Origin of the sequence: Devosia subaequoris, from assembly GCF_014197055.1 — a bacterium.
Taxonomy (GTDB): domain Bacteria; phylum Pseudomonadota; class Alphaproteobacteria; order Rhizobiales; family Devosiaceae; genus Devosia; species Devosia subaequoris.
In genome coordinates this window covers 285,904-310,773 of the sequence record NZ_JACIEW010000004.1, presented here as the reverse complement: position 1 = coordinate 310,773, position 24,870 = coordinate 285,904, and the positions used below count along the sequence as shown (strand labels likewise).

The window sequence follows — 24,870 nt, the reverse complement described above, 5'->3', positions numbered from 1 at the left end:
CGCGCCATGAACCTGAACGGCATTGATGACACCCCGAAAATGAGCTGGTGGAGCAGGCTGGCCCATCCTGGCCAGTTCCTGAGCTGGACCCGCCCGCTGATCTGGCCGCTAGCTGCCCTGACGCTCGTGCTGATGCTGGTGGGGCTGTGGTTCGCCTTCTTTAACTCACCGGCCGACTACCAGATGGGCGATACGGTCCGCATCATGTACGTGCATGTGCCCACCGCCTGGCTCAGCCAGTTCGTCTATGCCGCCATGTCGGTGTCGGCCCTGGGTACGCTGGTCTGGCGCCATCCGCTCGCCGATGTTTCGATGAAGGCCGCCGCCCCGCTGGGTGCAGCCTTTACCGCCATGGCGCTGTTCACCGGCTCGATGTGGGGGCGCCCCACCTGGGGCACGTTTTGGGAATGGGACGGGCGCATGACCTCGACCCTGATCTTGCTATTCATCTATCTCGGGATCATCGCGCTGTGGCGGGCCTTCGATGATCAGTTGCGCGCCGCCCGCGTCGTCGCCGTGTTCACCCTGGTGGGCGCAGTCAACGTACCGATCATCAAGTTCTCGGTCGACTGGTGGTCCACACTGCATCAGCCGGCCAGCGTGTTCCGCGCCGATGGGCCCACCATGCCCGGCTCACTGCTGACCCCGCTCTTTGTGATGTTCTTTGCCTTCACGCTGCTCTTTGTCACTCTGCAACTGCTCGCCATGCATACTGAAATCCGCCGCCGTCGCCTGATAACTCTTGAGCGCCGCGCCGCGCAGGGAGACGCCCTGTGATTGGGCTTGGAGAACACGCCGAGTTCATCATCGCCGCCTATGCGGGTGTGTTCATCGGCCTTGGACTGCTGATCGGTCGGATCGTCTATGATAGCCGCCGGGTCCGGGCTCGGCTCGAAGCGCTCGGGGACAGGCGCGGCTGATGCGGTATGCCCTGTTTGCCCTGCCCCTGATCCTGCTGCTGGCGCTGGTCTCGGTCTTTGCCTTTTCCATCGACCGCGATTCCAGTCTGGTTCGTTCGGTGCTGATTGACAAACCGGTGCCTGACTTCACCCTGCCTGCTATTGAAGGTCTGGACGTGCCTGGCTTCGACACCGCCTCACTTCGCGGCGACGTGAGCGTGGTCAATGTCTTTGCCTCCTGGTGCATTCCCTGCCGCGACGAACATCCGCTGCTCGAAACCCTCAAGGCACAAACCGGCGTCAGGTTGTTTGGCATCAACCATTCCGATGCGCCAGAAAATGCCCGGGCATTTCTCGCAGAACTCGGCAACCCCTATGACGCGGTCGGAGCCGATCGCGACCGCCGCGTGTCCATTGATTGGGGTGTTTATGGCGTGCCCGAGACATTTGTGGTCGATGCAAATGGCGTCATTACCTACAAGCATGTCGGCCCGTTGACGCCCGCCGCTCTTGAAACCGAACTGCTTCCTGCTCTAGAAAAGGCGCGGAGCTGAGCCATTCAGGCTCCGTTCATCTTGCCTGCGGCATTCTGGCCGTCTTCATTGTCGGAAGAGACCTGTATGTTGCGTCGCGTTCTTGCCCATCTCCGCAATCAGCCGCTGATCACCCGTATCGAATATGTGCTGATTGCCGCGATCGTTACGGTCGCCACTACCTTCGCCGTCTCGGCTGCCGGTTACAATATCACCGATTTCTTCCCGGGCTGATCGGTCCATCGGTTCAGAAGTCGCTGGTGAGACCTTTGATCTCCCAGTCGCCATAACGCACCGGCTCCAGTCCCCCGCGACCACCCTTTTCCTTTTGCGCCCGTGCTGAAGCCGCATCGATCTCCTGCCGTCGCGCTTCGGCCTCAGCCAAGGCGCGTCGGGCTGCCGGGCTCAACATCGGACGCTCATCCTGCTGCGATAGGTCGGGGCGTTGCTGATCGTCGCTCATCGTCTCTTCCATGACAAATTGGTCACGCTGCTTGCGCGGAACCGCCTGACACACAACATAGTTGCTCAGCAAATCCAACCCAAGGGGTTCGAGACGATGTTCAATACGCTGCGCACTTTTGCCCTTCTGGCGGCAATGACGGCGCTGTTCATGGTGGTGGGCTATTTCATCGGCGGCACGGGCGGCATGATGATCGCTTTTCTGTTTGCTGCCGGCACCAATCTGTTCGCCTTTTGGAATTCGGACAAGATGGTGCTGCGCATGCAGAACGCCGTGCCGGTAGAACGCTCCCGCGCGCCCGAACTCCATGACATGGTCGAAGTGCTCTCCCGGCGGGCAGGCATTCCAACCCCGGCAGTCTATGTGATCGAGACCGATCAGCCCAATGCCTTTGCCACCGGGCGAGACCCCAAAAATGCAGCGGTTGCGGTGTCCTCGGGCCTGCTGCGTCAGCTCGAGACGCGGGAAGTGGCGGGCGTGGTGGCCCATGAACTGGCCCATATCAAGAACCGCGATACCCTGACCATGACCATCACTGCCACGCTGGCCGGTGCCATTTCGGCCCTGGCCCAATTCGGCCTGTTCTTTGGCGGCGGCAATAATCGCGACAATCCGCTGGGCGGCATTGGTGCCTTGCTGATGGTGTTTTTGGCCCCCCTCGCCGCCATGCTGGTGCAGATGGCGGTGAGCCGCACCCGCGAATATGAGGCAGATAAGCTTGGGGCCGAGATTGCCGGCGATCCGATCGCCCTGGCATCAGCGCTCAACAAGATTGCCACCTTGGCCGGTCGCCAGGTCAATGTCGCCGCCGAGCGCAACCCGGCCATGGCCCATATGTACATCGTCAACCCGCTCAACGGACAGCGGATGGACAATCTGTTCTCCACCCACCCAGACACCGGCAACCGCATCGCGGCGCTGCAAAGGCTTGCCGCCGAGATGCACCTGGACGATAAGGGGCCAACGCGTCAGCCCCGCCCCCGCGCCGTTTCGAGCGGCCGCAATTCGCGCACCGGCTGGCGAGTACCGACCGCAGGACGCCCTCTGGACGAGGGTAAGAGCCGCGGACCCTGGGGATAATGCAGCGCCCAAGCGACGCTGCCAAAACTGAGTTGACGAATTGGCGCAACGGACCGAACCGGCGGGCTTGAAGCTCCGCCTCGCTGCCGCGCAGCGGCTTAAGACTGTGTTGGCAGGTGAACATTTTACCCCGCTTGGGGCCAACGATCTCGCCGACGGGCGCGATCGCGCCCTGGCCAATCGGCTGATCACCACAGCCCTTCGACGGCAGGGCCAGATCAATGTCATGCTCGCCGATTTGCTCGAAAAAGGCCTTCCCGCGCGCTCTGGCAGTTTCGAGGCCGTGCTGCGCCTCTCGCTCGCCCAACTGGTCTTCCTGCCTGATCTGGGTGCCCATAGTGCCCTGTTCCTGGCCGTGGAAGCTGTCAAGCGCGACGCCAAGGCCCGCCACCTGTCCGGCCTGATGAACGCGGTATTGCGCCGTGCTCAGGCAAATTCAGCCCGCTATGGCCTGATGGATGATGCCCTGTTGCTGCCCGAGCATTTCACCACGGGCTGGACCGCGGCCTATGGCAGCAATGCTGTTGCCCAGTTCGCCACGACCCTGACCGAGGGCGCCCCGCTCGATCTGACCTTGCGCGACAATGATCCTGTGCTGATCGAGGCGCTCGGCGCCGAGCCGCTGATTGCCGACAGCGTTCGCCTCGAGCACCGCGACCGTCCGGTTGAAGCGCTGCCAGGCTATGACGAGGGTCGCTGGTGGGTGCAGGACGCTGCTTCGGCCATTCCCGCCCGTCTGATGGGGCTGGAAGCCGGTCGCAGCGTGCTCGATCTCTGCGCCGCACCCGGTGGCAAGACCGCCCAATTGATCAAGGCCGGATACAAGGTCACGGCGCTCGACAGCGACGGCACGCGCCTCCAGCGCCTCAAACAGAACATGGGACGCCTTGGCTATGCGCCAATCGTGGTTGAGGCCGACGCGGCCAATTACGACCCCGCCAGCCCGTTTGATGGCATATTGCTCGATGCGCCCTGTTCGGCTACCGGCACGTTCCGGCGTCACCCCGAAGTACTGTGGAACCGTACCGCGCGAGACATTTCCGGACGCGTGACCTTGCAGCAGGCCCTGCTGACCAATGCCTTCCGCTGCCTGGCTCCCGGAGGAACGCTGCTCTACTGCGTCTGCTCCCTTGAGGCGGCAGAAGGCGAACAACAGGTGTCCTGGGCGCTGGACGCCTTGCCGGGCCTCGAACTCTGGCCCATCGCGGCCGGCGAGATGAAAGGACTCGAGCAAGCACTCACCCCCGAGGGTTTCGTGCGCACCCATCCCGCGATGTCGCCGGGCAGCGGAAATGCGGGGATGGATGGGTTCTTCGTGGCGCGGTTCAAACGAACACGCTAAGGGCTTTGGTAACGGGCGCCGGGCATGATTGGCTGGCGAGACGTTTCGAGTGGGAATATCGATGGATAAGGCGATGGCCTTCTCCCCAGATCTGGGGGGAAGGCAATGGTGAATGGACGGCTGGTTCCGGCTGGGCGCAAATTGGCGCTCGGTCTGGCCGACAGCGTGGTCACCATGCCATTGCTGCGCTGGACCTGGCGCGGCCAGGCCGATCACGCCTATGCCGGCGACCTCCCCGACTTCCGTCCCGCGGACCGCGAAGCGGTGCGCGAAATGATGTCCGGACGCTATCTGCTTGCCTCCAAACTATTTGAAACCGGCGGCGCCTCGCCCTTTTCGCTCGATGTCGAGCATCCCGATTGGTGGAACAATCTCCACAGTTTCTCCTGGCTCAGACATTTCCGCGATTGCCGCGATCCGGGCGAAAAGCTCTTCGCCCGCACGCTGGTGCTCGACTGGATCGGCCGCGAAGGTCAGTTCGAGGCCGATAGCTGGACGCTGACGCTGACGGCTCAGCGCGTGTTGAATTGGCTGCGCCACCTGACGCTGGTGTTGGACGGCGCCACGCCCGACCAGACCCGCACCATCCAGCGCAGCCTGGGCACCCAGGTGCAAAGCCTGCGCGTCCGTGGGCCGCTGGCTGCCGATCCGATCGAGGCGCTGTTTGCCGCCATTGGCCTGTTGGGGGCCGAATTGTGCAATCTGGACGACGTGCCCGATATCGACACCAATGTCGCCCGGCTCGATGGCCTGCTCGCCCAGCAGCTTGACAGTGATGGTCTGCACCTGTCGCGCAATCCGCGTCAGCAACTTGCCTTGCTGGTCGAACTGGCCAGCCTCCGCCGCGCCATTGGACGCCATGGCAGCCCGGTCATGGCAGAATTGACCAATCGCATCGACCGCATGCACGAGGCCCTCGACGCCCTGACGCTGCCGAGCGGCGAGCCGATCTATTTCAACGGCTGCGGACAGGTGCCGCACGATATCCTGGTAGCGGTACAGGCCAATGGCCCCTCCGCCTCGCGCCGCTCCCGGCTCATCGGCGGCTACGGCATCGTTCGGGCCGGCGACACCGTGGTGATCGCCGATAGCGGCTTGCGGCCCCCGCCGGGCTTCGATGGCGAGGCCCATGACAGCGCCCTGGCCTTCGAGTTTGCCCATGGCAGCGAACTGGTCGTGGGCAGTTGCGGCCCCGCACCCTCCGACCTGCCCGAGAGCCGCGAGCTGTTTCGCCAGACCGTGGCCCATTCTGCCCCCACCCTGGATGCGGAAGGCCCCGATCACCGGCAGCGCCGGACCGACGTCCCAGCCATGTCCATCGATACAGCCGAGCACATGCTGACCATGACCAGCGCCGGCTACGCCTCGCGCTATGGCGTCGAGATCGAGCGGCGGCTGACCCTGCTTTCGGGCGGTACGACGCTGGTGGGACAGGACCGGATCGTCCCCTCTGGCGAACCGCGGGGCCTGATGTCCCTGCGCTTTCACTTGGCGCCGAGCGTCAAGGTGCGGCGCACCACCGGAGAGGGCATTGCCCGGCTGGTGCTGCCCAATGGGGTGACCTGGAGTTTTCTCTGGGAGGGGGCCCAGCTTCGCGAAGATGACAGCGTTCGCCAATCGGCCTATCTGGGCTTTCACCGCACACGGCAGCTCGTGCTCGAAACCGATGTCACCAGCACCACTGAAGTGGCCTGGATCTTCACGCTCGAACAGCAATAGTGCGCAAATCCGGGCCTAAGGAACGCAAAGCGATTGGCGTTTTGACCGTCTCGTGCTAGCGCAGCCGCGAAATCCTCCATTTTCTGAAAAGCGCGAGACAGATCTCATGGGCAAGACGGTAAGTGTCGGTCGGGCACTGCTTTCGGTATTCGACAAATCCGGCATGGCCGATTTCGCCAGCGGCCTGTCCGAAGCCGGGGTTGAACTGGTCTCGACCGGTGGCACCCATCGCCTGATCAGCGAGGCCGGCCTGCCGGTGCGCGATATTTCCGATCTGACCGGTTTTCCCGAAATGATGGACGGCCGGGTCAAAACGCTGCACCCCAAGGTGCATGGCGGCTTGCTCTCGGTACGCGACAATCCCGAACACCAGGCTGCGATGGACGCACACGAAATCGGCCCGATCGATCTGGTTGCGGTCAATCTTTATCCATTCGAGAAGACCGTCGCCTCCGGCGCCAGCTATGACGAGATCATCGAGAATATCGACATTGGCGGCCCGGCCATGGTGCGCTCGGCGGCCAAGAACCATGCCTTCGTTACCGTCGTGGTCGACCCGGCCGACTACCCGGTCATTCTTGAAGCCATCAAATCGGGAGGCATTCCCTTCGCGCTGCGCCAGCGCCTTGCCGCCAAGGCCTATGCTCGCACTGCCGCCTATGACAGCGCCATCTCGAGCTGGTTCGCCCGCGAGATCGACTTTGCCGATGTCAATTATCGCAGCTTTGCCGGCACGTTGAGCGAAGTCATGCGCTATGGCGAAAACCCTCACCAATGGGCCGCCTTCTACAAGACTGGCGAGGAGCGCCCCGGCGTTGCCACCGCTACCCAGGTGCAGGGCAAGACCCTGAGCTACAACAATATCAACGATACCGACGCCGCCTTCGAGCTGGTCTCTGAGTTCGATCCTGCCGAGACCGCTGCCGTGGCCATCATCAAGCATGCCAATCCCTGTGGCGTGGCTGTGGCCGATGATCTTAAATCCGCCTATCTCAAGGCTTTGCGGACTGATCCGGTCTCGGCCTTTGGCGGCATTGTCGCCACCAATCGCGAAATCGACGCCGAGACTGCCACCGAAATCGTCAAGGTGTTCACCGAGGTGATTGTCGCGCCGTCCGCGAGCGCCGAGGCGCAGGAGATCATCGCCGCCAAGAAGAATCTGCGCCTGCTGCTGACTGGCGGTGTCGCCGACCCCAAGGCCGACGGTTTGACGGTAAAATCGGTATCCGGCGGCCTGCTGGTCCAGGGTCGCGACAATCGTAATGTCGATGATTGTGAATTGCGAGTCGTCACCAGGCGCCAGCCGACCGAACAGGAGTTGGTGGATTTGAAGCTGGCCGCCAAGGTGGCCAAGCACGTCAAGTCCAATGCCATCATTTACGTCAAGGACGGCGCCACCGCCGGTATTGGCGCCGGGCAGATGAGTCGGGTGGACTCCGCTCGCGTGGCGCATCGCAAATCGATCGACGCTGCCGAGGCCGCCGGTATCGACGGGGCTCTGACCCACGGGTCGGTCGTGGCCTCCGACGCCTTCTTCCCCTTCGCCGATGGCCTGGAAGCGCTCGTTGCAGCCGGCGCCACCGCCGTGATCCAGCCCGGTGGATCCATGCGCGACGAAGAGGTGATCGCCGCTGCAGACGCCGCTGGCATCGCCATGGTGATGACCGGCATGCGCCATTTCCGGCATTAGGCAAGGTGACCGGAAAGTTACCAGATTGTAATTTTGCTGGCCGGTTTCGGTAAGACCTTCTTGATCCCGCCTGTGTCACACTTCTCACGCCGCGTAGGCTCAAGCGCGGCGAAGAAAAGGCACGCAAGATGCAAGTCGGGAACATTGAATCATTTGGCTTTTCGGCTTCTGCCCGTCAGCTTGTGGGGCAGTGCGGCTGATGAGAAAGGTTCTCATATTTGGCGATGATGACCGCAGCGTCCTGACGGCGGTGCGTTCGCTGGGGCGGGCGGGCATTGCTGTGCACCTGGCGCCGTTCAATTGGAACAGCCCAACGATGCGGTCACGCTATGTAAGCGGTGTTCACCATCTCCCGCGCTACAGCGACAATCCCGGCGCCTGGCTCGATGAACTGCGGCATCTGCTCGATCAGCAGCGTTTCGATCTGCTCCTGCCCTGCTGCGAGCGATCCATGCTGCCGCTCGATCAGAACCGGGATCGCTTCGCCGATCAGACCATCGCGCTTCCGGCTCATGGCACGCTGGACGTTCTCAACGACAAGCAAAAGACCCGAGAACTCTGCGCCCGGCTCGGCGTGCCCACTGCCCCGGGGCGCCCAGTGCGGGACGATGACAGCGCCCAAAGCCTTGTGGCGGAGCTCGGCCTGCCGCTTCTGATCAAGCAAACCCGGTCGTATCACCTGGCCAATCTGACCGCTCGCAACGGCGTCGTCCAGGTCAACACGATCGCTGAACTCGAGGCCTTTCTGGCCACTGTCCCGACCCGCGAGGGCGTGCTGGCCGAACGCTACTTTGACGGGGACGGGCTTGGCCTGTCCGTCTTGGCCAGGGACGGGGTCATCAGCCAGGCCTTTCAGCATCGGCGGCTGGGTGAGACCGGCACTGAAGGCGGCAGTTCACTGCGGATCAGCGAAGCGATTGACCCGCGCCTGCACGCGGCGGCGAGAGCGATCTCGGCCGCAACCGATCTGGACGGCGTTGCGATGGTCGAATTCCGCCAGGATCGAACAGGAAACTTCATTCTAATCGAGGTTAATGCCCGCCTCTGGGGCTCCCTTCCTCTGGCCGTCGCATCCGGAGTCGATTTTCCCCTTTACCTGTTCGAGCAACACGTTGAGGGCCGCACGCGCCCCCAAGTGGATTATCGGGTCGGATTGCGCGGGCGAAATTTTCTGCGCGACCTGCACGCTATAGCCATGACCTTTCGCACCGCCCCCGGCCAATGGCCACAGGCGCTGCATCGCCTTGCCGGCTTCGCCCTGCAGCCTGTGAGCTGGGCATTGGGCCGCGAGCGTTCCGATACCTTCGTGCGCCATGATCTGGGTCCCGCACTAGCGCAGCTGAAAATGGCGCCCAGAATTGCCAAAAACAGGGCGCTTCGCCGCGCCGAGCCAGATCTTGAGCGACGCGTTCAAAGAAAGTCGGGCTGAGATGAGCGACGTCCCCCTCGGCTCGATGGCGCGACTGCGGCGCCTCGCCTTCAAACAGGGCGGGGGCGGCGACGCCATTCTCTCATTCGGGGTCCGGATTGGCGGGTCGCTGGTGACCTTCCTTTCACAATTGGTGATTGCCCGATGGATGGGGCTGGTCGAGTTCGGTATTTTTTCCAATGCTTGGGTCTGGGTGACATTGGCCGGGACCTTGGTGCAACTGGGCATGGCCAGCTCCACCACCCGTTTTGCCGCGGGAGCGCTCGAACGGCAGGACCGCGCGGGCGTCAAGGGCATCGTGATCTTCTCACAGCTTGCCGTCTTCGCCATCAGCCTGCTGGCAACAGCATTGATCGCCACTTTGGTCTCCAGCGCCGCGCTCGGTCTGACCGGTGGGCAGAAGGAGGCGCTGCTCATTGGCTGTCTCTGCATTCCACTATTCGCCCAGGTCGATATCGGTAAAGGCATTGCCCGCGCCGACGGGCCGGCCTGGCTCGCCTACTTCCCCAGCTTCATGCTCCGGCCTGTTCTCTTCCTTGCAACGCTGGGCGCATTCCACGCGCTGGGCTTATCCGTCAATGCCCCCACCGCCATCTGGGCGATGCTTGTCGCCCTGCTGCTGACCTGGGCCGTGCAATGGGGCGTGATCCGCCACCATCTCGGTTCGATACTGGAGGGACCGCCGCGCTACGAACCGCGTGCCTGGCTGGGGGGCTCCTGGGCCATCGTCGCGGTTGACGGCTATTTCATGTTGGTCACCAGCATCGACGTCATGCTGGTCAACGCCATTTCCGGCCCCGAAGCCGGAGGCGCCTTTTACGCCGCCTCGCGCCTGGCGGCGCTGGTGTCCTATGTCATGTTCGCCATCTCGGCGATTTCCAGCGCCCAGCTCGCCCGCCTCCATGCCGCTGGCCGCCATGACGAGCTGACCGCGCTGGTAAAGAAGTTTGTCGTCTGGTCCTTCTGGCCGACCCTGCTGGCAGCGCTGCTGATGGCAGCCGGCGCCCCCCTGGCCCTCGGCCTGTTCGGTCCCGACTTTGTCAGCGCCAGTCCACTGCTGATGATCCTGCTGGTCGGGCTGGTAGTGCAGGCTGCGGCCGGGCCAACCAAGTTCCTGCTGCTGATGACGGGCGAGCAGAACCATCTGGCGCTCGCTCTGTCCGGCTGTGCCGCTCTGGCCATCGTGCTCGATTTCCTACTGATCTTACACCTCGGTTCTCTTGGGGCGGCTATTGGCACCACGATCACCATCTGCCTGGCGACCATTGCCATGGTCTGGCTGGTACGCCGCCGTCTGGGCTTTTGGAGTGTCATTGGCGCTAGATAGCCTGATCGACACCCGCCACCGTACCCGCGAGTACGGTTCTGCTTGACCCCCGCCCCGGCTTGGGCTTAGAACCACTCCAATCTTTCATTCCTGCCCCGGAACCTACGGATATGACCAAGGCCCGCACGCTCTACGACAAGATCTGGGACGACCATCTGGTCCAGAACAACGAGGACGGCACCAGCCTGCTTTATATCGACCGGCATCTGGTGCACGAAGTGACCAGCCCGCAGGCCTTTGAGGGCCTGAGGATGAACAACCGCACGGTGCGCCATCCTGAGCGGACGCTGGCCGTGGTCGACCACAATGTGCCCACCACCGATCGGTCTCTGCCCAATCCCGATCCGGAAAGCGCCGTGCAGATCGCCGCGCTGGCCGACAACACCAAGCATTTCGGCATCGAATATTACGACCCGTTCGACAATCGTCAGGGCATTGTGCACATCGTTGGCCCGGAACAGGGCTTCACCCTGCCCGGCATGACCATTGTCTGCGGCGACTCGCACACCTCGACCCATGGTGCTTTTGGCGCCCTGGCCCATGGCATCGGCACCTCGGAAGTCGAGCATGTGCTCGCCACCCAGACGCTGATCCAGCAAAAGGCCAAGAACATGCTGGTGCGCGTCGACGGGCAATTGCCCCCCGGCGTTACGGCCAAGGACATCATCCTGGCCATTATCGGGGAGATCGGCACCGCAGGCGGCACCGGCCATGTGATCGAATTTGCTGGCGAAGCCATTCGCTCGCTCTCGATGGAAGGCCGCATGACGGTCTGCAACATGACCATTGAAGGCGGCGCCCGCGCCGGCCTGATCGCACCGGATGAAAAAACCTTCGCCTACGTCAAGGATCGGCCGCGCGCGCCAACCGGCAAGGCCTGGGATATGGCGCTGGACTACTGGAAGACGCTGAACACCGACGAAGGCGCCCATTACGACAAGGTCGTGGTGCTCGACGCCGCCAATCTGCCGCCGATCGTCTCTTGGGGCTCCTCGCCCGAAGACGTGATCTCGGTTACCGGCGCTGTGCCCAATCCCGACGACATTGCCGATGAAAACAAGCGCGCCTCCAAGTGGCGGGCGCTGGACTATATGGGATTGAAGCCCGGCACCCCGATCACTGACATCAAGCTCGACCGGGTCTTTATCGGCTCGTGCACCAATGGCCGCATCGAAGATCTGCGTGCCGCCGCTGCCGTCATCGGTGAGCAGCAGGTGGCGGGCCACGTTTCGGCCATGGTCGTCCCCGGTTCGGGTCTGGTGAAGGCCCAGGCAGAGGCCGAAGGCCTCGATGTGGTCTTCAAGAATGCCGGTTTCGAGTGGCGTGAGCCAGGTTGCTCGATGTGCCTGGCGATGAACCCGGACAAGCTGGCGCCCGGCGAACGCTGCGCCTCTACGTCCAATCGCAATTTCGAGGGTCGACAGGGCTTCAAGGGCCGCACCCATCTGGTGTCCCCTGCCATGGCCGCTGCGGCTGCCATTGCCGGTCACTTCGTCGACATCCGCGAGTGGCACTAAGCAAGACAGACTGGTCGGGGCTCTATGCCCCGACATTGGATGATCTAGAGGCTCTGGCGAGCGCGGCACTGGCCGACCTGCCGGAGCCTTTTGCCTCTCTAGCGGCCGACGTCACCTGCTCAGTGGCCGAATTCGCCGAGGACGAAATCCTTCAAGACTTCGGCATGGAAAGCCCGTTCGAGCTGATGGGGCTGTTTTCCGGCGTTGGCCTGACAGAAGACGGCGCCACGCCCCAGACCGGCCAGATGCCCAATACGGTCTATCTCTACCGCCGCGCCATTCTCGACTATTGGGCCGAACACGACGACAATACCCTGGGCGAAATCGTCACCCATGTGCTGATCCACGAACTGGGACACCATTTCGGTTTTTCCGACGCGGACATGGAGGCCCTGGAAGCTCTCGCCGACGCCGAGGAACAGGATCAGTAGCCGCGATTGGCCAGATTTGGTCCCTCGGTTACGATCGAGGCCGGTTTCTGGGCCGCGTCGGTGCTTTCGCGGTCAGCCTCTTCCCGCGCCACAAACTCGAATTCAGCTTCATTACCACCGGCAGGATCGTCGGACACCTTGAGCGCCAGTCCCCCTTCTTCGAGCGCGGTAAACCATTCTTCCCAGCTGACGAGATGGAACCCGCCAACCCGGTCGGGGCCCTCATTGCCGTCGCTGTTCAGGGCGTGCTGACCAAAGGTCAGCTGCAGCACGGTGCGGTTCTGCGAGCCATCGGGCACGTCCATCAGAATGGGATTGCCGCCCCGCGCGGCGACCCACTGGCGAATGGCTTCACGGTCGGTCAGGATCTGGGACATGGCGAGTTCTCCAATCTGGCTTTGCTTGAGTAAGACCCCATGGCGTGCAAGGTTCCCTGCCAAAGCTCCAAAGGAGACACGGATGAGACTGTTTCGATCCTCCGCTATCGCCCTTGCCATGCTCGCTGCGCTGCCCGCTATTGCCCCGCTCGCCTGCGCGGTTCCTGACAATGCCTCGATCAGTCCGTTCGATGCGGATCGCATGGACGGTCTTGGAATAGCCCGAACCAGGGGGCTGGCCGAAGCCTTGCGCGCCGAGAGTGCCGCAGATCGCGAACTGGTCTCGCTTTTGTTCGCACCCGGCATTGCTCCCCAGGCTCCGGTGCCGGACGGAAACTATCGCTGCCGCACCATCAAGCTCGGCGGTTTACTGCCATTGACTGCCTACAGCTATTTCGACTGCGTTGTTGCCCAGGGCGGCACGAAGATTGAAAAGCTTACCGGATCGCAACGGTTCAGCGGCGATCTGCTCGCGACCGACGCTGGCGGCCATTTCTATCGGGGTGCGCTTCACTATGGAGACGAGGATCCCCGTCCCTATCAGGAGGAAGGGGATCGCAGCCAGGTCGGTTGCCTCTACAAGGTCGACGGCAAGCCCGTGCGCTATCGCCTGGAACTGCCATTTCCGCGCTTTGAATCGACCCATGACGTTATCGAACTGGTGCCGGCACGCTGACGGGCCCTTGCGCCTACCGGTGGCGCTGCTATGGAGCCATACCAACAACAAAGAGAAGGCCGATGGCAGATACTTCCTCTCGCATTCTGATGGGCACGATCGGCGCCGCGCATGGCATCAAGGGCGAGGTGCGCATCGCCTCCCACACCCAGGACCCGGAGGCGATTGCTGATTACGGGCCCCTCGAGACCAATCGGCCGGGGCTGGTCATCACCATTGAATCGGCGCGGCTGCAAAAGACCGTGCTGATTGCCCGCATCGAAGGCGTGCGCGACCGCAATGCCGCCGAATCGCTGAATGGCGTCGAGCTTTATGTCGAGCGCGACCGCCTGCCGGAAATCGAGGATGAGGACGATTTCTACCACGCCGACTTGATCGGGCTCGATGCCCGTCTCGACAACGGCGTGTCGATCGGCGTGGTCAGCGCCATCTACGATCACGGCGCCGGAGACATCCTGGAGGTGCGCGATGAACGCTCGGGCGACAGTTTTCTTTATCCCTTCACCAAGGCCGTCGTTCCTCTCATCCGGGTTGCCGATGGCTATCTGGTCATTGCCCCACCGCTCGACGCCGAGCCCGGTGAGGAAGAGCCGGACTGATGTTTTCGGCCGATATCATTACCCTCTTCCCCGAGCTGTTTCCCGGGCCGCTGGGGGCTTCCGTACTGGGACGCGGCCTTAATGAGGGCCTATGGGCCCTGCAGGCCACCCAGTTGCGCGACTTCGCGCCTGATCGCCACCGCACCGTGGACGACACGCCATCGGGTGGCGGCGCTGGCATGGTGCTCAAACCCGATATTCTGGCCAGGGCCATCGACACCATCGCCCCGGCAGGGGATCTGCGCCCCCGCATCCTGATGTCGCCGCGCGGCACCCCGCTCACCCAGGCCCGGGCCCATGAACTGGCCACCGGGCCCGGTGCTATCATCGTCTGCGGCCGCTTTGAGGGAGTGGACCAGCGCGTCATCGAGGCCCGCAATCTCGAGGAAATCTCCATCGGCGACTATGTGCTGGCCGGCGGCGAAGTGGCCGCCATGGTGCTGCTCGAGGCCGTCGTACGGCTTATTCCCGGCGTGCTCGGCGCGCTGGACAGCCGTGACGAGGAAAGCTTCGAAAACGGCCTGCTCGAATATCCGCAATACACCAGGCCGCAAAGCTTTGAAGGACGAGAAATCCCCGCAGTGCTGACCTCGGGCGATCACGGGAAAATAGCAAAATGGCGGCACGAGCAATCACTGGCGCTGACCGCGGCGCGCCGGCCGGACCTGTTGCCGGTCAAAGAGCGCTGAAACTGGCATTGGTGCTGGACTCTTGCCCCGTTTTCCCCTATGAGCCGCCCATTCGTGTGCTAGGCGTATCGGACCGGCATACGGCAAGACCAAGAAGACTGCCCTTCCGTTACCAACCAAGACCGGACGACGGGGCCGCAAAGGCCCGCCAAGGAGTCGTCCCTATGAAAAGATCAGAACGGATCGAAAAATGAACATTATCGAACAGATCGAGGCCGAACAGGTCGCGGCCCTCGCCACCCAGCGCGAACATCCCGAATTCTCCCATGGCGACACCGTCAAGGTATGGGTCAAGATTCGCGAAGGCGACAAGGAACGCACGCAGGCCTATGAAGGCGTCGTGATTGCCCGCTCCGGCGGTGGCATCATGCAGAGCTTCACTGTCCGCAAGATTTCCTATGGCGAAGGCGTGGAACGCGTATTCCCGCTCTACTCGCCCAATATCGCTTCGATTGAAGTGATCAAGCGCGGTAAGGTCCGTCGTGCCAAGCTGTACTACCTGCGTGATCGTCGCGGTAAGTCGGCCCGTATTTTCGAATCGACCAATTCGCGTACCAAGAAGATCCAGGACGCCGAGCGCACCGCCGCCCAGGCCGCCAAGGAAGCCCGCGAAGCCGAGAAGATCGCTGCTGCCGAGGCTTTCGCCGCTGAACAGGCTGCGAAGGACGCCGAAGCCGCCGCCGCTGCTGCTGCCGCCGAACAGGCCGCTGCCGCTGAAGGCGAAGAAGCCAAGAGCGAATAAGAGCCCCAGCGCTCCGAGAATTGAAAAGCCCGGCCTCTGTGCCGGGCTTTTTGCTGGTTGCTGGCGCACCTTGCCAGAGCCAATGCGATTCACGTGAAACGCTGCTGACAGTTCCTGTCGCCCCAACGCCATTTCCGGCTTTACCCGTGCTCCCGCCTTGGCGATAACGGGGCACAACTCGCCAAGACCCGATTCCCCGGACGCCCTATGACCCATTCCGTCGTCACCTGGAACATCAATTCGGTGCGCTTGCGCCTACCCATGGTGCTCGATTTTCTGGCGCAATATCAGCCTGACGTGCTGATGCTGCAGGAAATCAAATGCACCGATGACCAGTTTCCCCGGAACGCCTTCATTGAAGCCGGCTACCCGTACATGGCCGTACACGGCCAGAAGGGCTATCACGGCGTCGCCATTGTCTCGAAATTCCCGCTGACCGATGTGTCCCGCCGCGTCTTCTGCGAAATTGAAGAGTCGCGCCACGTTTCCGCGCTCGTCGACCTGGGCCACGGCCCCTTTACCCTCCACAATTTCTACATCCCCGCCGGGGGCGATGAGCCCGACCCCGAGATCAACCCCAAATTCAAGCATAAGCTGGGGTTTCTCGACGAGCTCAAGACCTGGTTCGCCGAGCCCGTATTTCAGCGCGGCCACCTGATCGCCGGCGACTTCAACATTGCTCCGCATGAAAATGACGTCTGGAGCCACAAGCAGCTTTTAAAGGTCGTCAGCCACACCCCAATTGAAACCGAAGCGCTCGACGCTATCCTCAATGGCGGTCACGGCTGGACCGATCTGGTACGCAAGCATGTGCCCCACGACACCAAGATCTATTCCTGGTGGAGCTATCGCGGCAAGGACTGGGAAGCCTCGAACCGCGGCCGGCGGCTCGACCATATCTGGTCCACCGCCGATGTTGCCGAGCGCTCGGTGGGCGCCGAAATCATCAAGCCGGCCCGCGGCTGGACCGAAAAGCCTTCTGACCACGTGCCGGTGATCGCCCGTTTCGTGCGACCCTGACGCCTAATCCAGCCAATCATCATCGGAATTGAGAAAGTGAGCTTCCCACTGGCTCTCCGGCACCAACGCGCCCACAGCATATGAAAACTGGGAAACGCTTCGGATATCCGGGGCCACTTCGCAGTGATAGCGGATGCGGTGCCATCGGCCAGCAGCACGAAAGGCGCCACCGTTAGCTTCCAAGGACAACCCGGCCACCGCGATGCCATCAAAGGCATAGCCCACCAGGGCATCGGGATTGTCGGCCACTCCATGGTCCCGCAATTGCTCAAGCGCTTCGATATTGCACAATTGGATGACTTGCTCCCGGCTGGCAAGCAACGGGAAATTCTGCTGCACCTCGCGGTGGGACGGATCATTGAGAATGTCGGCGGCAAAGAATTCAGTCGCCGCTACCATGCCACCCTCTCCGGCTACGACGGCCGGCTCCGCTTGCGCCTTCGGCCTGAATTCGGGAGATACCGGCTCAAGATGTGGCATTTCCGGGGCCGGCTCCGGGGCAACCAGCTCGGCATAGTCGGCCTCGGACAAGAGCTCGACCGCTATGCTGCCCGTCTCGGTGGGCGCAAACGGTTCAGGGATCGCCAGCAGAGCCAGTACGAGGGCGAACAACAGATGCAGGCCAACCGAAGCCGCCAGCACAGCCAGACTGCGCCCTGACCCTGTCCGCGCTGTTCTGGCCCGCTCCACCACCGTGACATGAAGAGCATTTGCGGCAGTTTTGCGATGAGGCTAACCGCCCCTCATCTTGCCCTTGAGCGGCTCAAGCGCATGCATATAGCGGCCCAGTTCCTGCTCGATGCGTTGCGCGGCGCGCGCGGCCAGATCAGGGTTCTGCCGCGCCAGCTTGAGAAACGCGGTACGGGGCACGAACAGCAATTCGCAGTCTGTCACGGCGGTAAAAGTCACCGGACGGGGCTTTTCCAGGATCAACGAAGTGGGGGAAATGACGCTGCCTGGCTCGGAGAGGGCATAGGGCTTGCCAGCCTCGGCGCCTTCATGCTTGGCCTTTATGGTCCCCTCGATCAGCACATAGGCGCCGCTGGGCACATCGCCAGCCTTGTAGATGACCGCATCGGCATCGAAATGCTTGCGATCGCCCGCAAAGCCGAGCATGCGCAATTGCTCGTCGTCGCAGATGTCGAAGAAATCGGCCCGAGCCAAGACCCCGGCCGCGTCGTCCATTCTCATATGCCCCAGACCCAAAGCGCCAAATTGCGCCGCCCGCTGGCTGCGGGCGACTGTTCCGGCTCAAGCTATAGTCTGGTTCGGGCAGGAAATGAAAGGCTTTGCGCCGCTCAGGGGACGAGACGGTAGCCCCCGTCCTCCGTCACGAGAAGCCGCGCATTGGAGGGGTCGCGCTCGATCTTCTGCCGCAACCGGTAGATATGGGTTTCCAGCGTATGGGTGGTGACCCGGTTATTGTAGCCCCAGACCTCCTTCAGCAGCACATCGCGCGTGATGGTCTTGGGCCCCTGGCGATAAAGATACTTCAAGATGGAAGTCTCCTTGTCGGTCAGGCGCACCTTGATCCCCTCATTGGTCTCAAGCACTTTGGCCGCAGGCTGGAAGCTGTATTGCCCGATGGTAAAGACCGCGTCTTCGCTTTGATCTCGCTGACGCAGCGCCGCATTGATCCGGGCAAGCAGCACCGGATAGCGGAATGGCTTGGTCAGATAGTCATTGGCCCCAGCCTCAAGACCCTTGATTTCGTCAGCGTCGGTGTCATGACCAGTCAGCATCAGCACGGGGCTGTTGTAACCCTCCTGGCGCATCATCCGAACCGCCTCGCGGCCGTCCATGTCCGGCAGGCCGACATCGAGAATAGTCAACTCGACATTATGTTCGCGCACTGCCTTGAGCGCCTCATTGGCCGTTCCGGCCTGGAGAACATCGAAATCAGGCTCGCCCTTGAGTTGTTCAACCAGGGTCTGGCGCAGGTCCGCGTCGTCATCTACGACTAGGATGCGTCGCTTGTTCATTGTTTTCTCCGGTCTTTTCCGTGACTTACCGACCAAGTTCACACTATTGCGACCCGTTTTTGATCAGCGAATCACAACGGCGTTATTTCCGCTTGAGCAACGCGCTTACCGGATGAAAAGTTGCAGGCGGCGCCTAGCGCTTGCCGAACAGCGCCGAGCCCACCCGCACATAGGTGGCACCCATGGCAATGGCGGTTTCGAAGTCGCCGCTCATGCCCATGGAAAGCTGCTCGACATCTGCCGCCCGACCCAGCTGAGCCAGATGCGCAAAATAGGGGCCGGCTGGCTGGCCATCGGGTGGGATGCACATCAGTCCGACAATATTGAGCCCATGTACCTCGCGGCAACGGTGCACAAACGCCACTGCCTCGTCGACTGGCACACCGGCCTTTTGCTCTTCGCCGCCAATATTGACCTGCACGAAACAAGGCAGATGCCGCTCCGCCCGGACCATTTCTGCGGCCAGGGCGGCCGCGATCTTCTCCCGATCAACCGATTCGATGACGTCGAACAGAGCGACCGCCTCACGCGCCTTGTTCGACTGCAGCGGTCCGATCAGATGCAGGCTGAGATTGGCATATTTCTCGCGCAGCCCAAGCCATTTTTCCTTGGCCTCCTGCACCCGGTTCTCACCGAATACGCGCTGACCCGCCGCGATATAGGGCTCGATGGCGTCGGCCGAAAAGGTTTTGGAAACGGCAACCAGTTCCACTGCATCGGGCGGAGCGCCGAAACGGCGGCGGGCTTTTTCCATGCGCGTGCGGATATAGTCGAGGCGCGTTGCGGCGCTTTCAGCGCGATCAGCCATGTTCCGGCCCCGTATCTGTTGACCTAGCAAGGGATTTCTGGTGATGGTCCGGGTAGCCAAAAACCCTCAAAAACGCAAGCTGTGCCGCCATTTGCGGCGGGCCAGGCGTGAAATCTTGCAAGGACGACCATCACGTGAGCGGCGAACGCTACAATCCGCGCGAAAGCGAACCGAAATGGCAGAAGGTGTGGGACGAGAACAAGAGTTTCGTCACCACAAATGACGATCCGCGCGATCCCTATTATGTCCTTGAGATGTTCCCCTACCCTTCGGGCCGCATCCATATGGGCCATGTGCGCAATTACGCCATGGGCGATGTGGTGGCGCGCTATCACCGTGCCCGCGGCAAGAATGTGCTGCACCCCATGGGCTGGGACGCGTTCGGCCTGCCCGCGGAAAATGCCGCGATCGAGCGCAAGACCCATCCCGGTGCCTGGACCTATCAGAACATCGAGGCGATGAAGGCCCAGCTCAAATCGATGGGCCTGTCGATCGACTGGACGCGCGAAATCGCCACCTGTTCGCCCGACTATTACAAGCATCAGCAGGCCATGTTCATCGACATGCTCGAAGCGGGCCTGGTGACCCGCAAGAGCTCCAAGGTCAACTGGGACCCGGTCGACATGACCGTGCTCGCCAATGAGCAGGTGATCGACGGCAAGGGCTGGCGCTCCGGCGCCGTGGTCGAGCAGCGCGAGCTGACCCAATGGTTCTTCAGGATCTCCGACTTCGCCGAGGAACTACTCGAAGCCCTCAATGGTCTCACGGATTGGCCGGAAAAAGTGCGCGTCATGCAGCGCAACTGGATCGGCAAGTCCGAAGGCCTGCGGCTGTTGTTCGAACTCGAGGCCAGCGAGAAGACAGATGCCAAGAGCATCGACGTCTTCACCACGCGACCGGACACGATTTTTGGCGCCTCTTTCATCGCGCTCTCGCCCGACCACCCTTTGACGGCGCAATTGGCCAAGGACAATCCGGCCCTCACCGAGTTCATCGCCGAATTCCATCGCCAGGGCACTGCCACCGAAACGCTCGAAAGGGCCGAGAAAAAGGGCGTGTTCACCGGTCTGCGCGTCAAGCATCCTGTCGTCGAGGGTGAAACCCTGCCCGTCTATGTCGCCAATTTCGTGCTGATGGACTACGGCACCGGCGCGGTGTTCGGCTGCCCGGCACACGACCAGCGCGATCTAGATTTCGCCCGCAAATATGATCTGCCGGTCACCCCGGTGGTCCTGCCGCCGGACGCCGATCCAGCTAGCTTCTCGATTGCCAACGAAGCCTATGTTGACGCCGGTAACATCTTCAACTCGGACTTTCTCGATGGCCTGACCATCGAAGACGCCAAGACACGGATCGCCGATCATTTCGCTGCCCGCACGGTCGATGGTAAGCCGCAGGGCAAGGTCGAGGTCAATTACCGCCTGCGCGACTGGGGTATTTCCCGTCAGCGCTATTGGGGCTGCCCCATTCCGGTGATCCATTGCGAGGTCTGCGGCACCATTCCCGTGCCCAAAAAGGATCTGCCAGTGGTGTTGCCTGAGGATGTTACCTTCGACAAGCCAGGCAATGCGCTCGACCACCACCCGACCTGGAAGCATGTCCATTGTCCGCAATGTGGCGCGGCCGCGCGTCGCGAGACCGATACCATGGACACTTTCGTAGATTCGTCCTGGTATTTCGCCCGGTTCACCGCACCCCAAGCCGATACGCCCACCATCCCCGATGTCGCCAATCATTGGCTGCCGGTGGATCAATATATCGGCGGCATTGAGCACGCGATCCTGCACCTGCTCTATTCGCGCTTCTTCACCCGCGCCATGAAGGTGACCGGCCATGTGGGCATCGACGAGCCGTTCAAGGGCATGTTCACCCAGGGCATGGTGACCCACGAAACCTACAAGGGCGACAAGGGCGAATGGGTGCCGCCCACCGACATTATCATCGAGACCGAGGGCGACACTCGCACCGCCCGTCACGCAACCAGCGGCGCGCCGATTGCCATCGGTTCGGTCGAGAAGATGAGCAAATCCAAGAAGAACGTTGTGGACCCCGATGAGATCGTGCGCAGCTATGGCGCCGATACGGCCCGCTGGTTCATGCTCTCCGATTCCCCGCCGGAGCGCGATGTGCAATGGACCGAGTCCGGCGTCGAAGGGGCCAGCCGCTTCCAGCAACGCATCTGGCGGCTGGTCAACGACACGGTCGAACTTTCCGAACAATCTTCGGGGACTGTTTCGCAAGAAAAGCCTGATGCGGTGGCGCTGCGCAAGATCGTTCATCGCGCCGTCGCCGGCGTTGCCCAGGATATTGAAGGGCTCGGTTTCAACCGCGCCGTCGCTCGCATCTATGAGCTGACCAATGCCCTGGTTAAGGCAAAGGAGAGCAAGTCGGCCACCGATCTCACGCCGACCTTGCGCGACGGCGTCGAAAAGCTGGTCCAACTCGTCAATCTGATGATGCCGCATCTGGCCGAAAGCTGTTGGGAAGTACTCGGAAAACAAGGACTTGTCGCTGACGCACTGTGGCCCGAGGTGGATCCGGCCATGCTGGTCGACGATGAGGTGACCCTCCCGATCCAGCTCAATGGCAAGCGTCGCGGCGAGATCAATGTCGCCAAGGACATGCCGGCGACCGAGGTGGAAGCCCTGGTGCTCGCCCTGGAGATCGTCCAGAAGGCGCTGGACGGCAAGGCTCCGAAAAAGGTGGTGGTGGTGCCCAACCGCATCGTCAACATCGTCGTCTAGATGACGGCCCTCAAGGCCCACGAAGTGGCGCGCTACCTGGCGCGTCCCGATCTCAGCGAGGGGATCTTTCTCGCCTATGGGCCGGATGGCGGCCTGGTGCGCGAAACCGCGCAACGCCTGATTCGCCATTTGAGCGGCGAGGATCCAGCGTCTGCCAATGTCACTATATTTGACGGGCCGGAGCTGGCTTCCGATCCCTCGCAACTGGTGCTGGAGGCCCGCTCAGTCTCGCTATTTGGTGGCAAGCGCATCATCCGGGTACGCAATGCCACCAAGGCGCTGGTCATGCCGCTCACCGAGCTGCGGGATGACCCCGGAGGCACGGCCATCGTGCTCGAGGCCGACAATCTCACCCCGCGCGATGCGCTGCGCTCGCTAGTAGAGGCGTCAAAGCTCGGCCGCGCCCTGCCCTGCTACCCGGATTCGGATGAAACCCTGATGGCGCTGATGCGCGAGACCTTCAACCAGGCCGGTATCCGCGCCGATAGCGACGTTGTGCCGACCTTGCGCGAAATACTTGGCAACGACCGGGAAGTGACCCGGCGCGAGCTGGAGAAGCTGACCCTCTACGCCGCGTCAAGCAAGGCGTTGACGCGTGAGGATGTGCTGCTGCTCTGCGCCGACAACGGCGCCTTGGCCATCGACGCCATTCTCGACGCCACCGGCGGTGGCCATGCGGAAAAACTGGAACTGGCCCTGAACCGGGCCCTGGCGGCCAATGTCAATCCGCAGCAATTGCTGGCCATGCTGACCAATCACTTCGCCAATCTTCGCCGCTGGCGGACCCAGGTCGATACCGGCAAAACGGCCCGAGCGGTCCTCGACGGCCAACGGCCCAAGCCGCATTTCTCGCGCATCGGAGCTCTGGAGCAACAATTGCGTCTATGGACCGACCCTGCCCTCTCCCAGGCTATAGAACGTTTGCTGCAAGGCGTTTCAGATTCGCGCCGCAAGCCGGCACTAGCCGACGCTATCCTGCGTCGCACCACGCTCGCCCTCTGCATGATGGCCGCCACGCACTAGTCGGCAACGACCTGCAACGTGCACGAAAAAACCTCCCCAAAAGCGGCGGTTTCACGTGGAACAGTTTTGATATCAGGCTGTTAGTTGGTGCGACCAGTCAGGCGGAGGCAGATATCATCAAGCTGCTCCAGCGTCTTATAGCGAATTTCAACCTTCCCGCCGCGCTCTGAATGGTTGAGTGCGACGCTCAACCCGAGCGCATCGGCCAAGCGCCTTTCCAGCGCCAGCGTGTCCGCATCGCGCTGCGCATGCTCCGCAACGGGCTTGCGCTTGGGCAGATCGCGCTGTTGGCTAAGCGCCTCCGCCTCACGCACCGACAGCCCCTTGTCAACGATTTGGCGGGCAAGGGCAGCAGGATCTTCGGCTGTAATCAATGTTCTGGCGTGTCCGGCGGTCAAGGTGCCACCCGAAACCATGCCCCGCACATCTTCGGGCAACTTGAGCAGGCGCAGCGTATTGGCGACGTGCGAGCGCGACTTACCGATGACCTGGGCCAGGTCCTGCTGGGTATATTCAAACTGCTCGATCAGCTGCCCATATCCCAGGGCCTCTTCAAGCGGGTTCAGGTCAGCACGCTGCACATTCTCGATAATGGCCAGCTCAAGCGCTTCCTTGTCATCGACCTCTCGGACGATGACCGGTACATCGTGCAGGCCGGCCTTCTGAGCCGCCCGCCAACGCCGCTCACCGGCGATAAGCTCGAAAATATTCGGATCATCAGTGGGCCTTACCAGTAAGGGCGACATAACGCCCTTTTCCCGAATTGAGTTGGTCAGTTCTTCAAGCTGTTCGGCGTCGAAGCTGCGCCGTGGATTAGCCCGATTGGCAATGATGAAATCGACCGGGAGGCGCTTGCTGCCACCAGATGACTCGGTCACCCGCGCACCTTCAACCACCGCCATATCACCAATCAGGGCGGCAAGGCCTCGGCCCAGTCGGGTTGGTTTGTCGGTCATATTGAGCTCCTAGGCAGCATTCAACCGTCGCTCACGACGGATTACTTCGGTGGCAAGGCGAAGATAGGCCTGGCTTCCCGCACATTTCAGATCATAAAGCAAAGCCGGCTTGCCGTAGGACGGCGCCTCACTCAGCCGCACATTGCGCGGTATCACCGTCTCATAAACCAGTTCGCCCATTTCGCTACGCACATCGTTCAGCACCTGCTCGGACAGATTGTTGCGCTTGTCGAACATGGTCATCACGACGCCCTGTATAGACAGGCGCGGATTAAGCGTTGAGCGAATTTGTTCGATGGTCTGCAGCAACTGGCTCAGCCCTTCGAGTGCAAAGAACTCGCATTGCAGCGGCACCAGCACCGCGTCGGCAGCTACTAGGGAGTTGACCGTCAGCAAATTCAGCGAGGGCGGGCAGTCGATCAGAATATAGCTGATAGATTGATCGTTCAGCCGCAACTCATCCAGATTTTTGAACGCGTTTCGTAGCTTAAAGGCGCGATCGGCCTGATCTGCAATGGTCAGCTCGACGCCGAGCAGGTCCATGGTAGACGGCACGATCGCCACATTGGGCACGCTGGTCATCACCGCAGCCTGCGGCACGCTGGCCTCACCCACAAGCACATCATAGGCTGACAGGGCGCGATCCGTGCGCGAAATGCCCAAACCGGTGGACGCATTCCCCTGCGGATCGAGATCGACGATCAGGACGCGTTCACCGATGGCCGCCAGGGCGGTTGCCAGATTGATGGCAGTCGTCGTCTTGCCGACGCCGCCCTTCTGATTGGCCAAAGTCAATATCCGGGGTGCCAAATTGGCCTCCGTGT

At 62.0% G+C, this 24,870-nt stretch carries 27 protein-coding genes; 19 read left to right on the top strand and 8 right to left on the bottom strand.

Annotated features, from left to right (window positions below):
* Positions 1-6: 6 nt before the first annotated feature.
* The 4 genes from GGR20_RS10220 (at position 7) to GGR20_RS10205 (ending at position 1,666) form a co-directional block, all read left to right on the top strand.
* Positions 7-777: a heme ABC transporter permease gene (locus GGR20_RS10220; protein WP_183311146.1), complete on the top strand. Its 771-nt coding sequence runs from the start codon at positions 7-9 to the stop codon at positions 775-777.
* Positions 774-920, top strand: a complete 147-nt coding sequence (gene ccmD, locus GGR20_RS19095; RefSeq protein ID WP_253560148.1) for a heme exporter protein CcmD — start codon at positions 774-776, stop codon at positions 918-920. Before GGR20_RS10220 ends, ccmD begins: the two co-directional genes overlap by 4 nt.
* Positions 920-1,453: a DsbE family thiol:disulfide interchange protein gene (locus GGR20_RS10210; protein WP_183311145.1), complete on the top strand. Its 534-nt coding sequence runs from the start codon at positions 920-922 to the stop codon at positions 1,451-1,453. Before ccmD ends, GGR20_RS10210 begins: the two co-directional genes overlap by 1 nt.
* Before the next feature lie 66 nt (positions 1,454-1,519).
* Positions 1,520-1,666, top strand: a complete 147-nt coding sequence (locus GGR20_RS10205) for a Flp family type IVb pilin (RefSeq protein ID WP_183311144.1) — start codon at positions 1,520-1,522, stop codon at positions 1,664-1,666.
* 13 nt (positions 1,667-1,679) lie between these two features.
* Here the strand turns inward: GGR20_RS10205 and GGR20_RS10200 are convergent, their stop codons facing one another.
* Positions 1,680-1,895, bottom strand: coding sequence for a DUF1674 domain-containing protein (locus GGR20_RS10200; protein WP_246349526.1), 216 nt, complete (start codon positions 1,893-1,895; stop codon positions 1,680-1,682).
* A gap of 96 nt (positions 1,896-1,991) precedes the next feature.
* Here GGR20_RS10200 and htpX point away from each other — a divergent pair, with 96 nt between their 5' ends.
* From htpX to GGR20_RS10160, 8 genes are all read left to right on the top strand, one after another.
* Positions 1,992-2,975, top strand: coding sequence for a zinc metalloprotease HtpX (htpX, locus tag GGR20_RS10195; RefSeq protein WP_183311143.1), 984 nt, complete (start codon positions 1,992-1,994; stop codon positions 2,973-2,975).
* Positions 2,976-3,042: 67 nt separating this feature from the next.
* Positions 3,043-4,317: an RsmB/NOP family class I SAM-dependent RNA methyltransferase gene (locus tag GGR20_RS10190; protein ID WP_183311142.1), complete on the top strand. Its 1,275-nt coding sequence runs from the start codon at positions 3,043-3,045 to the stop codon at positions 4,315-4,317.
* 105 nt (positions 4,318-4,422) lie between these two features.
* On the top strand, positions 4,423-6,036 hold the full coding sequence (locus tag GGR20_RS10185) for a heparinase II/III family protein (RefSeq protein ID WP_183311141.1): 1,614 nt from the start codon (positions 4,423-4,425) through the stop codon (positions 6,034-6,036).
* A 106-nt stretch (positions 6,037-6,142) separates the two neighbouring features.
* Positions 6,143-7,726 carry a bifunctional phosphoribosylaminoimidazolecarboxamide formyltransferase/IMP cyclohydrolase gene (purH, locus tag GGR20_RS10180; RefSeq protein ID WP_183311140.1) on the top strand — a complete coding sequence of 528 codons (1,584 nt, stop codon included), beginning with the start codon at positions 6,143-6,145 and terminating at the stop codon, positions 7,724-7,726.
* 199 nt (positions 7,727-7,925) lie between these two features.
* Positions 7,926-9,155: a carboxylate--amine ligase gene (locus GGR20_RS10175; RefSeq protein WP_183311139.1), complete on the top strand. Its 1,230-nt coding sequence runs from the start codon at positions 7,926-7,928 to the stop codon at positions 9,153-9,155.
* Between the two features lies 1 nt (position 9,156).
* The gene (locus GGR20_RS10170; protein ID WP_183311138.1) at positions 9,157-10,482 is read left to right on the top strand and encodes a lipopolysaccharide biosynthesis protein; all 1,326 of its coding nucleotides are present in this window, start codon (positions 9,157-9,159) and stop codon (positions 10,480-10,482) included.
* A gap of 110 nt (positions 10,483-10,592) precedes the next feature.
* A complete protein-coding gene (gene leuC / locus GGR20_RS10165; RefSeq protein ID WP_183311137.1) occupies positions 10,593-11,999 on the top strand; it encodes a 3-isopropylmalate dehydratase large subunit in 1,407 nt (468 codons plus the stop codon).
* Entirely contained in the window at positions 11,990-12,430 is a 441-nt protein-coding gene (locus tag GGR20_RS10160) for a metallopeptidase family protein (RefSeq protein WP_183311136.1), read from the top strand. The genes leuC and GGR20_RS10160 overlap by 10 nt, the downstream gene beginning before the upstream one ends.
* On the opposite strand, the gene GGR20_RS10155 is transcribed toward GGR20_RS10160, so the two are convergent.
* Positions 12,424-12,807 carry a hypothetical protein gene (locus GGR20_RS10155; protein ID WP_183311135.1) on the bottom strand — a complete coding sequence of 128 codons (384 nt, stop codon included), beginning with the start codon at positions 12,805-12,807 and terminating at the stop codon, positions 12,424-12,426. The genes GGR20_RS10160 and GGR20_RS10155 overlap by 7 nt on opposite strands.
* An 82-nt stretch (positions 12,808-12,889) precedes the next feature.
* Here GGR20_RS10155 and GGR20_RS10150 point away from each other — a divergent pair, with 82 nt between their 5' ends.
* The 5 genes from GGR20_RS10150 to GGR20_RS10130 all read left to right on the top strand — a co-directional run bounded on the left by GGR20_RS10150 (position 12,890) and on the right by GGR20_RS10130 (position 16,533).
* Positions 12,890-13,483 carry a DUF4893 domain-containing protein gene (locus GGR20_RS10150; RefSeq protein ID WP_183311134.1) on the top strand — a complete coding sequence of 198 codons (594 nt, stop codon included), beginning with the start codon at positions 12,890-12,892 and terminating at the stop codon, positions 13,481-13,483.
* A 62-nt stretch (positions 13,484-13,545) separates the two neighbouring features.
* Positions 13,546-14,082: a ribosome maturation factor RimM gene (gene rimM, locus GGR20_RS10145; RefSeq protein ID WP_183311133.1), complete on the top strand. Its 537-nt coding sequence runs from the start codon at positions 13,546-13,548 to the stop codon at positions 14,080-14,082.
* Positions 14,082-14,771 carry a tRNA (guanosine(37)-N1)-methyltransferase TrmD gene (gene trmD, locus GGR20_RS10140; RefSeq protein ID WP_420827440.1) on the top strand — a complete coding sequence of 230 codons (690 nt, stop codon included), beginning with the start codon at positions 14,082-14,084 and terminating at the stop codon, positions 14,769-14,771. Before rimM ends, trmD begins: the two co-directional genes overlap by 1 nt.
* 190 nt (positions 14,772-14,961) lie before the next feature.
* Positions 14,962-15,513, top strand: coding sequence for a 50S ribosomal protein L19 (rplS, locus tag GGR20_RS10135; protein ID WP_183311132.1), 552 nt, complete (start codon positions 14,962-14,964; stop codon positions 15,511-15,513).
* A 207-nt stretch (positions 15,514-15,720) separates the two neighbouring features.
* Positions 15,721-16,533, top strand: coding sequence for an exodeoxyribonuclease III (locus GGR20_RS10130; protein WP_183311131.1), 813 nt, complete (start codon positions 15,721-15,723; stop codon positions 16,531-16,533).
* Positions 16,534-16,536: 3 nt separating this feature from the next.
* On the opposite strand, the gene GGR20_RS10125 is transcribed toward GGR20_RS10130, so the two are convergent.
* From GGR20_RS10125 to GGR20_RS10110, 4 genes are all read right to left on the bottom strand, one after another.
* Positions 16,537-17,175, bottom strand: coding sequence for a DUF930 domain-containing protein (locus tag GGR20_RS10125; RefSeq protein ID WP_183311130.1), 639 nt, complete (start codon positions 17,173-17,175; stop codon positions 16,537-16,539).
* Between the two features lie 90 nt (positions 17,176-17,265).
* Positions 17,266-17,718 carry a Crp/Fnr family transcriptional regulator gene (locus GGR20_RS10120; RefSeq protein WP_183311129.1) on the bottom strand — a complete coding sequence of 151 codons (453 nt, stop codon included), beginning with the start codon at positions 17,716-17,718 and terminating at the stop codon, positions 17,266-17,268.
* A 113-nt stretch (positions 17,719-17,831) separates the two neighbouring features.
* Complete coding sequence (locus GGR20_RS10115; RefSeq protein ID WP_183311128.1) at positions 17,832-18,515, bottom strand: response regulator transcription factor; 684 nt, start codon at positions 18,513-18,515, stop codon at positions 17,832-17,834.
* Between the two features lie 133 nt (positions 18,516-18,648).
* Positions 18,649-19,323, bottom strand: coding sequence for a YggS family pyridoxal phosphate-dependent enzyme (locus GGR20_RS10110; protein WP_183311127.1), 675 nt, complete (start codon positions 19,321-19,323; stop codon positions 18,649-18,651).
* A 134-nt stretch (positions 19,324-19,457) separates the two neighbouring features.
* Here GGR20_RS10110 and leuS point away from each other — a divergent pair, with 134 nt between their 5' ends.
* Together leuS and holA are read left to right on the top strand one after the other, a co-directional pair.
* On the top strand, positions 19,458-22,067 hold the full coding sequence (leuS, locus tag GGR20_RS10105; RefSeq protein ID WP_183311126.1) for a leucine--tRNA ligase: 2,610 nt from the start codon (positions 19,458-19,460) through the stop codon (positions 22,065-22,067).
* A complete protein-coding gene (gene holA, locus GGR20_RS10100; RefSeq protein WP_183311125.1) occupies positions 22,068-23,090 on the top strand; it encodes a DNA polymerase III subunit delta in 1,023 nt (340 codons plus the stop codon).
* An 80-nt stretch (positions 23,091-23,170) separates the two neighbouring features.
* Here holA and GGR20_RS10095 read toward each other — a convergent pair whose 3' ends face one another.
* Together GGR20_RS10095 and GGR20_RS10090 are read right to left on the bottom strand one after the other, a co-directional pair.
* Positions 23,171-24,046 carry a ParB/RepB/Spo0J family partition protein gene (locus GGR20_RS10095; RefSeq protein WP_183311124.1) on the bottom strand — a complete coding sequence of 292 codons (876 nt, stop codon included), beginning with the start codon at positions 24,044-24,046 and terminating at the stop codon, positions 23,171-23,173.
* 9 nt (positions 24,047-24,055) lie between these two features.
* Positions 24,056-24,856, bottom strand: coding sequence for a ParA family protein (locus tag GGR20_RS10090; RefSeq protein WP_157290077.1), 801 nt, complete (start codon positions 24,854-24,856; stop codon positions 24,056-24,058).
* Positions 24,857-24,870 lie beyond the last annotated feature (14 nt).

Bases quoted from the DNA above. Each gene is read 5' to 3' on its own strand.
- GGR20_RS10110 (WP_183311127.1), bottom strand. From the start codon at position 19,323: ATGGCTGATCGCGCTGAAAGCGCCGCAACGCGCCTCGACTATATCCGC.
- GGR20_RS10095 (WP_183311124.1), bottom strand. From the start codon at position 24,046: ATGACCGACAAACCAACCCGACTGGGCCGAGGCCTTGCCGCCCTGATT.
- purH (WP_183311140.1), top strand. From the start codon at position 6,143: ATGGGCAAGACGGTAAGTGTCGGTCGGGCACTGCTTTCGGTATTCGAC.
- holA (WP_183311125.1), top strand. From the start codon at position 22,068: ATGACGGCCCTCAAGGCCCACGAAGTGGCGCGCTACCTGGCGCGTCCC.
- GGR20_RS10170 (WP_183311138.1), top strand. From the start codon at position 9,157: ATGAGCGACGTCCCCCTCGGCTCGATGGCGCGACTGCGGCGCCTCGCC.
- trmD (WP_420827440.1), top strand. From the start codon at position 14,082: ATGTTTTCGGCCGATATCATTACCCTCTTCCCCGAGCTGTTTCCCGGG.
- leuC (WP_183311137.1), top strand. From the start codon at position 10,593: ATGACCAAGGCCCGCACGCTCTACGACAAGATCTGGGACGACCATCTG.
- GGR20_RS10150 (WP_183311134.1), top strand. From the start codon at position 12,890: ATGAGACTGTTTCGATCCTCCGCTATCGCCCTTGCCATGCTCGCTGCG.
- GGR20_RS10210 (WP_183311145.1), top strand. From the start codon at position 920: ATGCGGTATGCCCTGTTTGCCCTGCCCCTGATCCTGCTGCTGGCGCTG.
- GGR20_RS10155 (WP_183311135.1), bottom strand. From the start codon at position 12,807: ATGTCCCAGATCCTGACCGACCGTGAAGCCATTCGCCAGTGGGTCGCC.
- GGR20_RS10185 (WP_183311141.1), top strand. From the start codon at position 4,423: ATGGTGAATGGACGGCTGGTTCCGGCTGGGCGCAAATTGGCGCTCGGT.
- rimM (WP_183311133.1), top strand. From the start codon at position 13,546: ATGGCAGATACTTCCTCTCGCATTCTGATGGGCACGATCGGCGCCGCG.
- htpX (WP_183311143.1), top strand. From the start codon at position 1,992: ATGTTCAATACGCTGCGCACTTTTGCCCTTCTGGCGGCAATGACGGCG.
- GGR20_RS10220 (WP_183311146.1), top strand. From the start codon at position 7: ATGAACCTGAACGGCATTGATGACACCCCGAAAATGAGCTGGTGGAGC.
- GGR20_RS10130 (WP_183311131.1), top strand. From the start codon at position 15,721: ATGACCCATTCCGTCGTCACCTGGAACATCAATTCGGTGCGCTTGCGC.
- rplS (WP_183311132.1), top strand. From the start codon at position 14,962: ATGAACATTATCGAACAGATCGAGGCCGAACAGGTCGCGGCCCTCGCC.
- GGR20_RS10200 (WP_246349526.1), bottom strand. From the start codon at position 1,895: ATGAGCGACGATCAGCAACGCCCCGACCTATCGCAGCAGGATGAGCGT.
- GGR20_RS10120 (WP_183311129.1), bottom strand. From the start codon at position 17,718: ATGGACGACGCGGCCGGGGTCTTGGCTCGGGCCGATTTCTTCGACATC.
- GGR20_RS10205 (WP_183311144.1), top strand. From the start codon at position 1,520: ATGTTGCGTCGCGTTCTTGCCCATCTCCGCAATCAGCCGCTGATCACC.
- GGR20_RS10115 (WP_183311128.1), bottom strand. From the start codon at position 18,515: ATGAACAAGCGACGCATCCTAGTCGTAGATGACGACGCGGACCTGCGC.
- GGR20_RS10175 (WP_183311139.1), top strand. From the start codon at position 7,926: ATGAGAAAGGTTCTCATATTTGGCGATGATGACCGCAGCGTCCTGACG.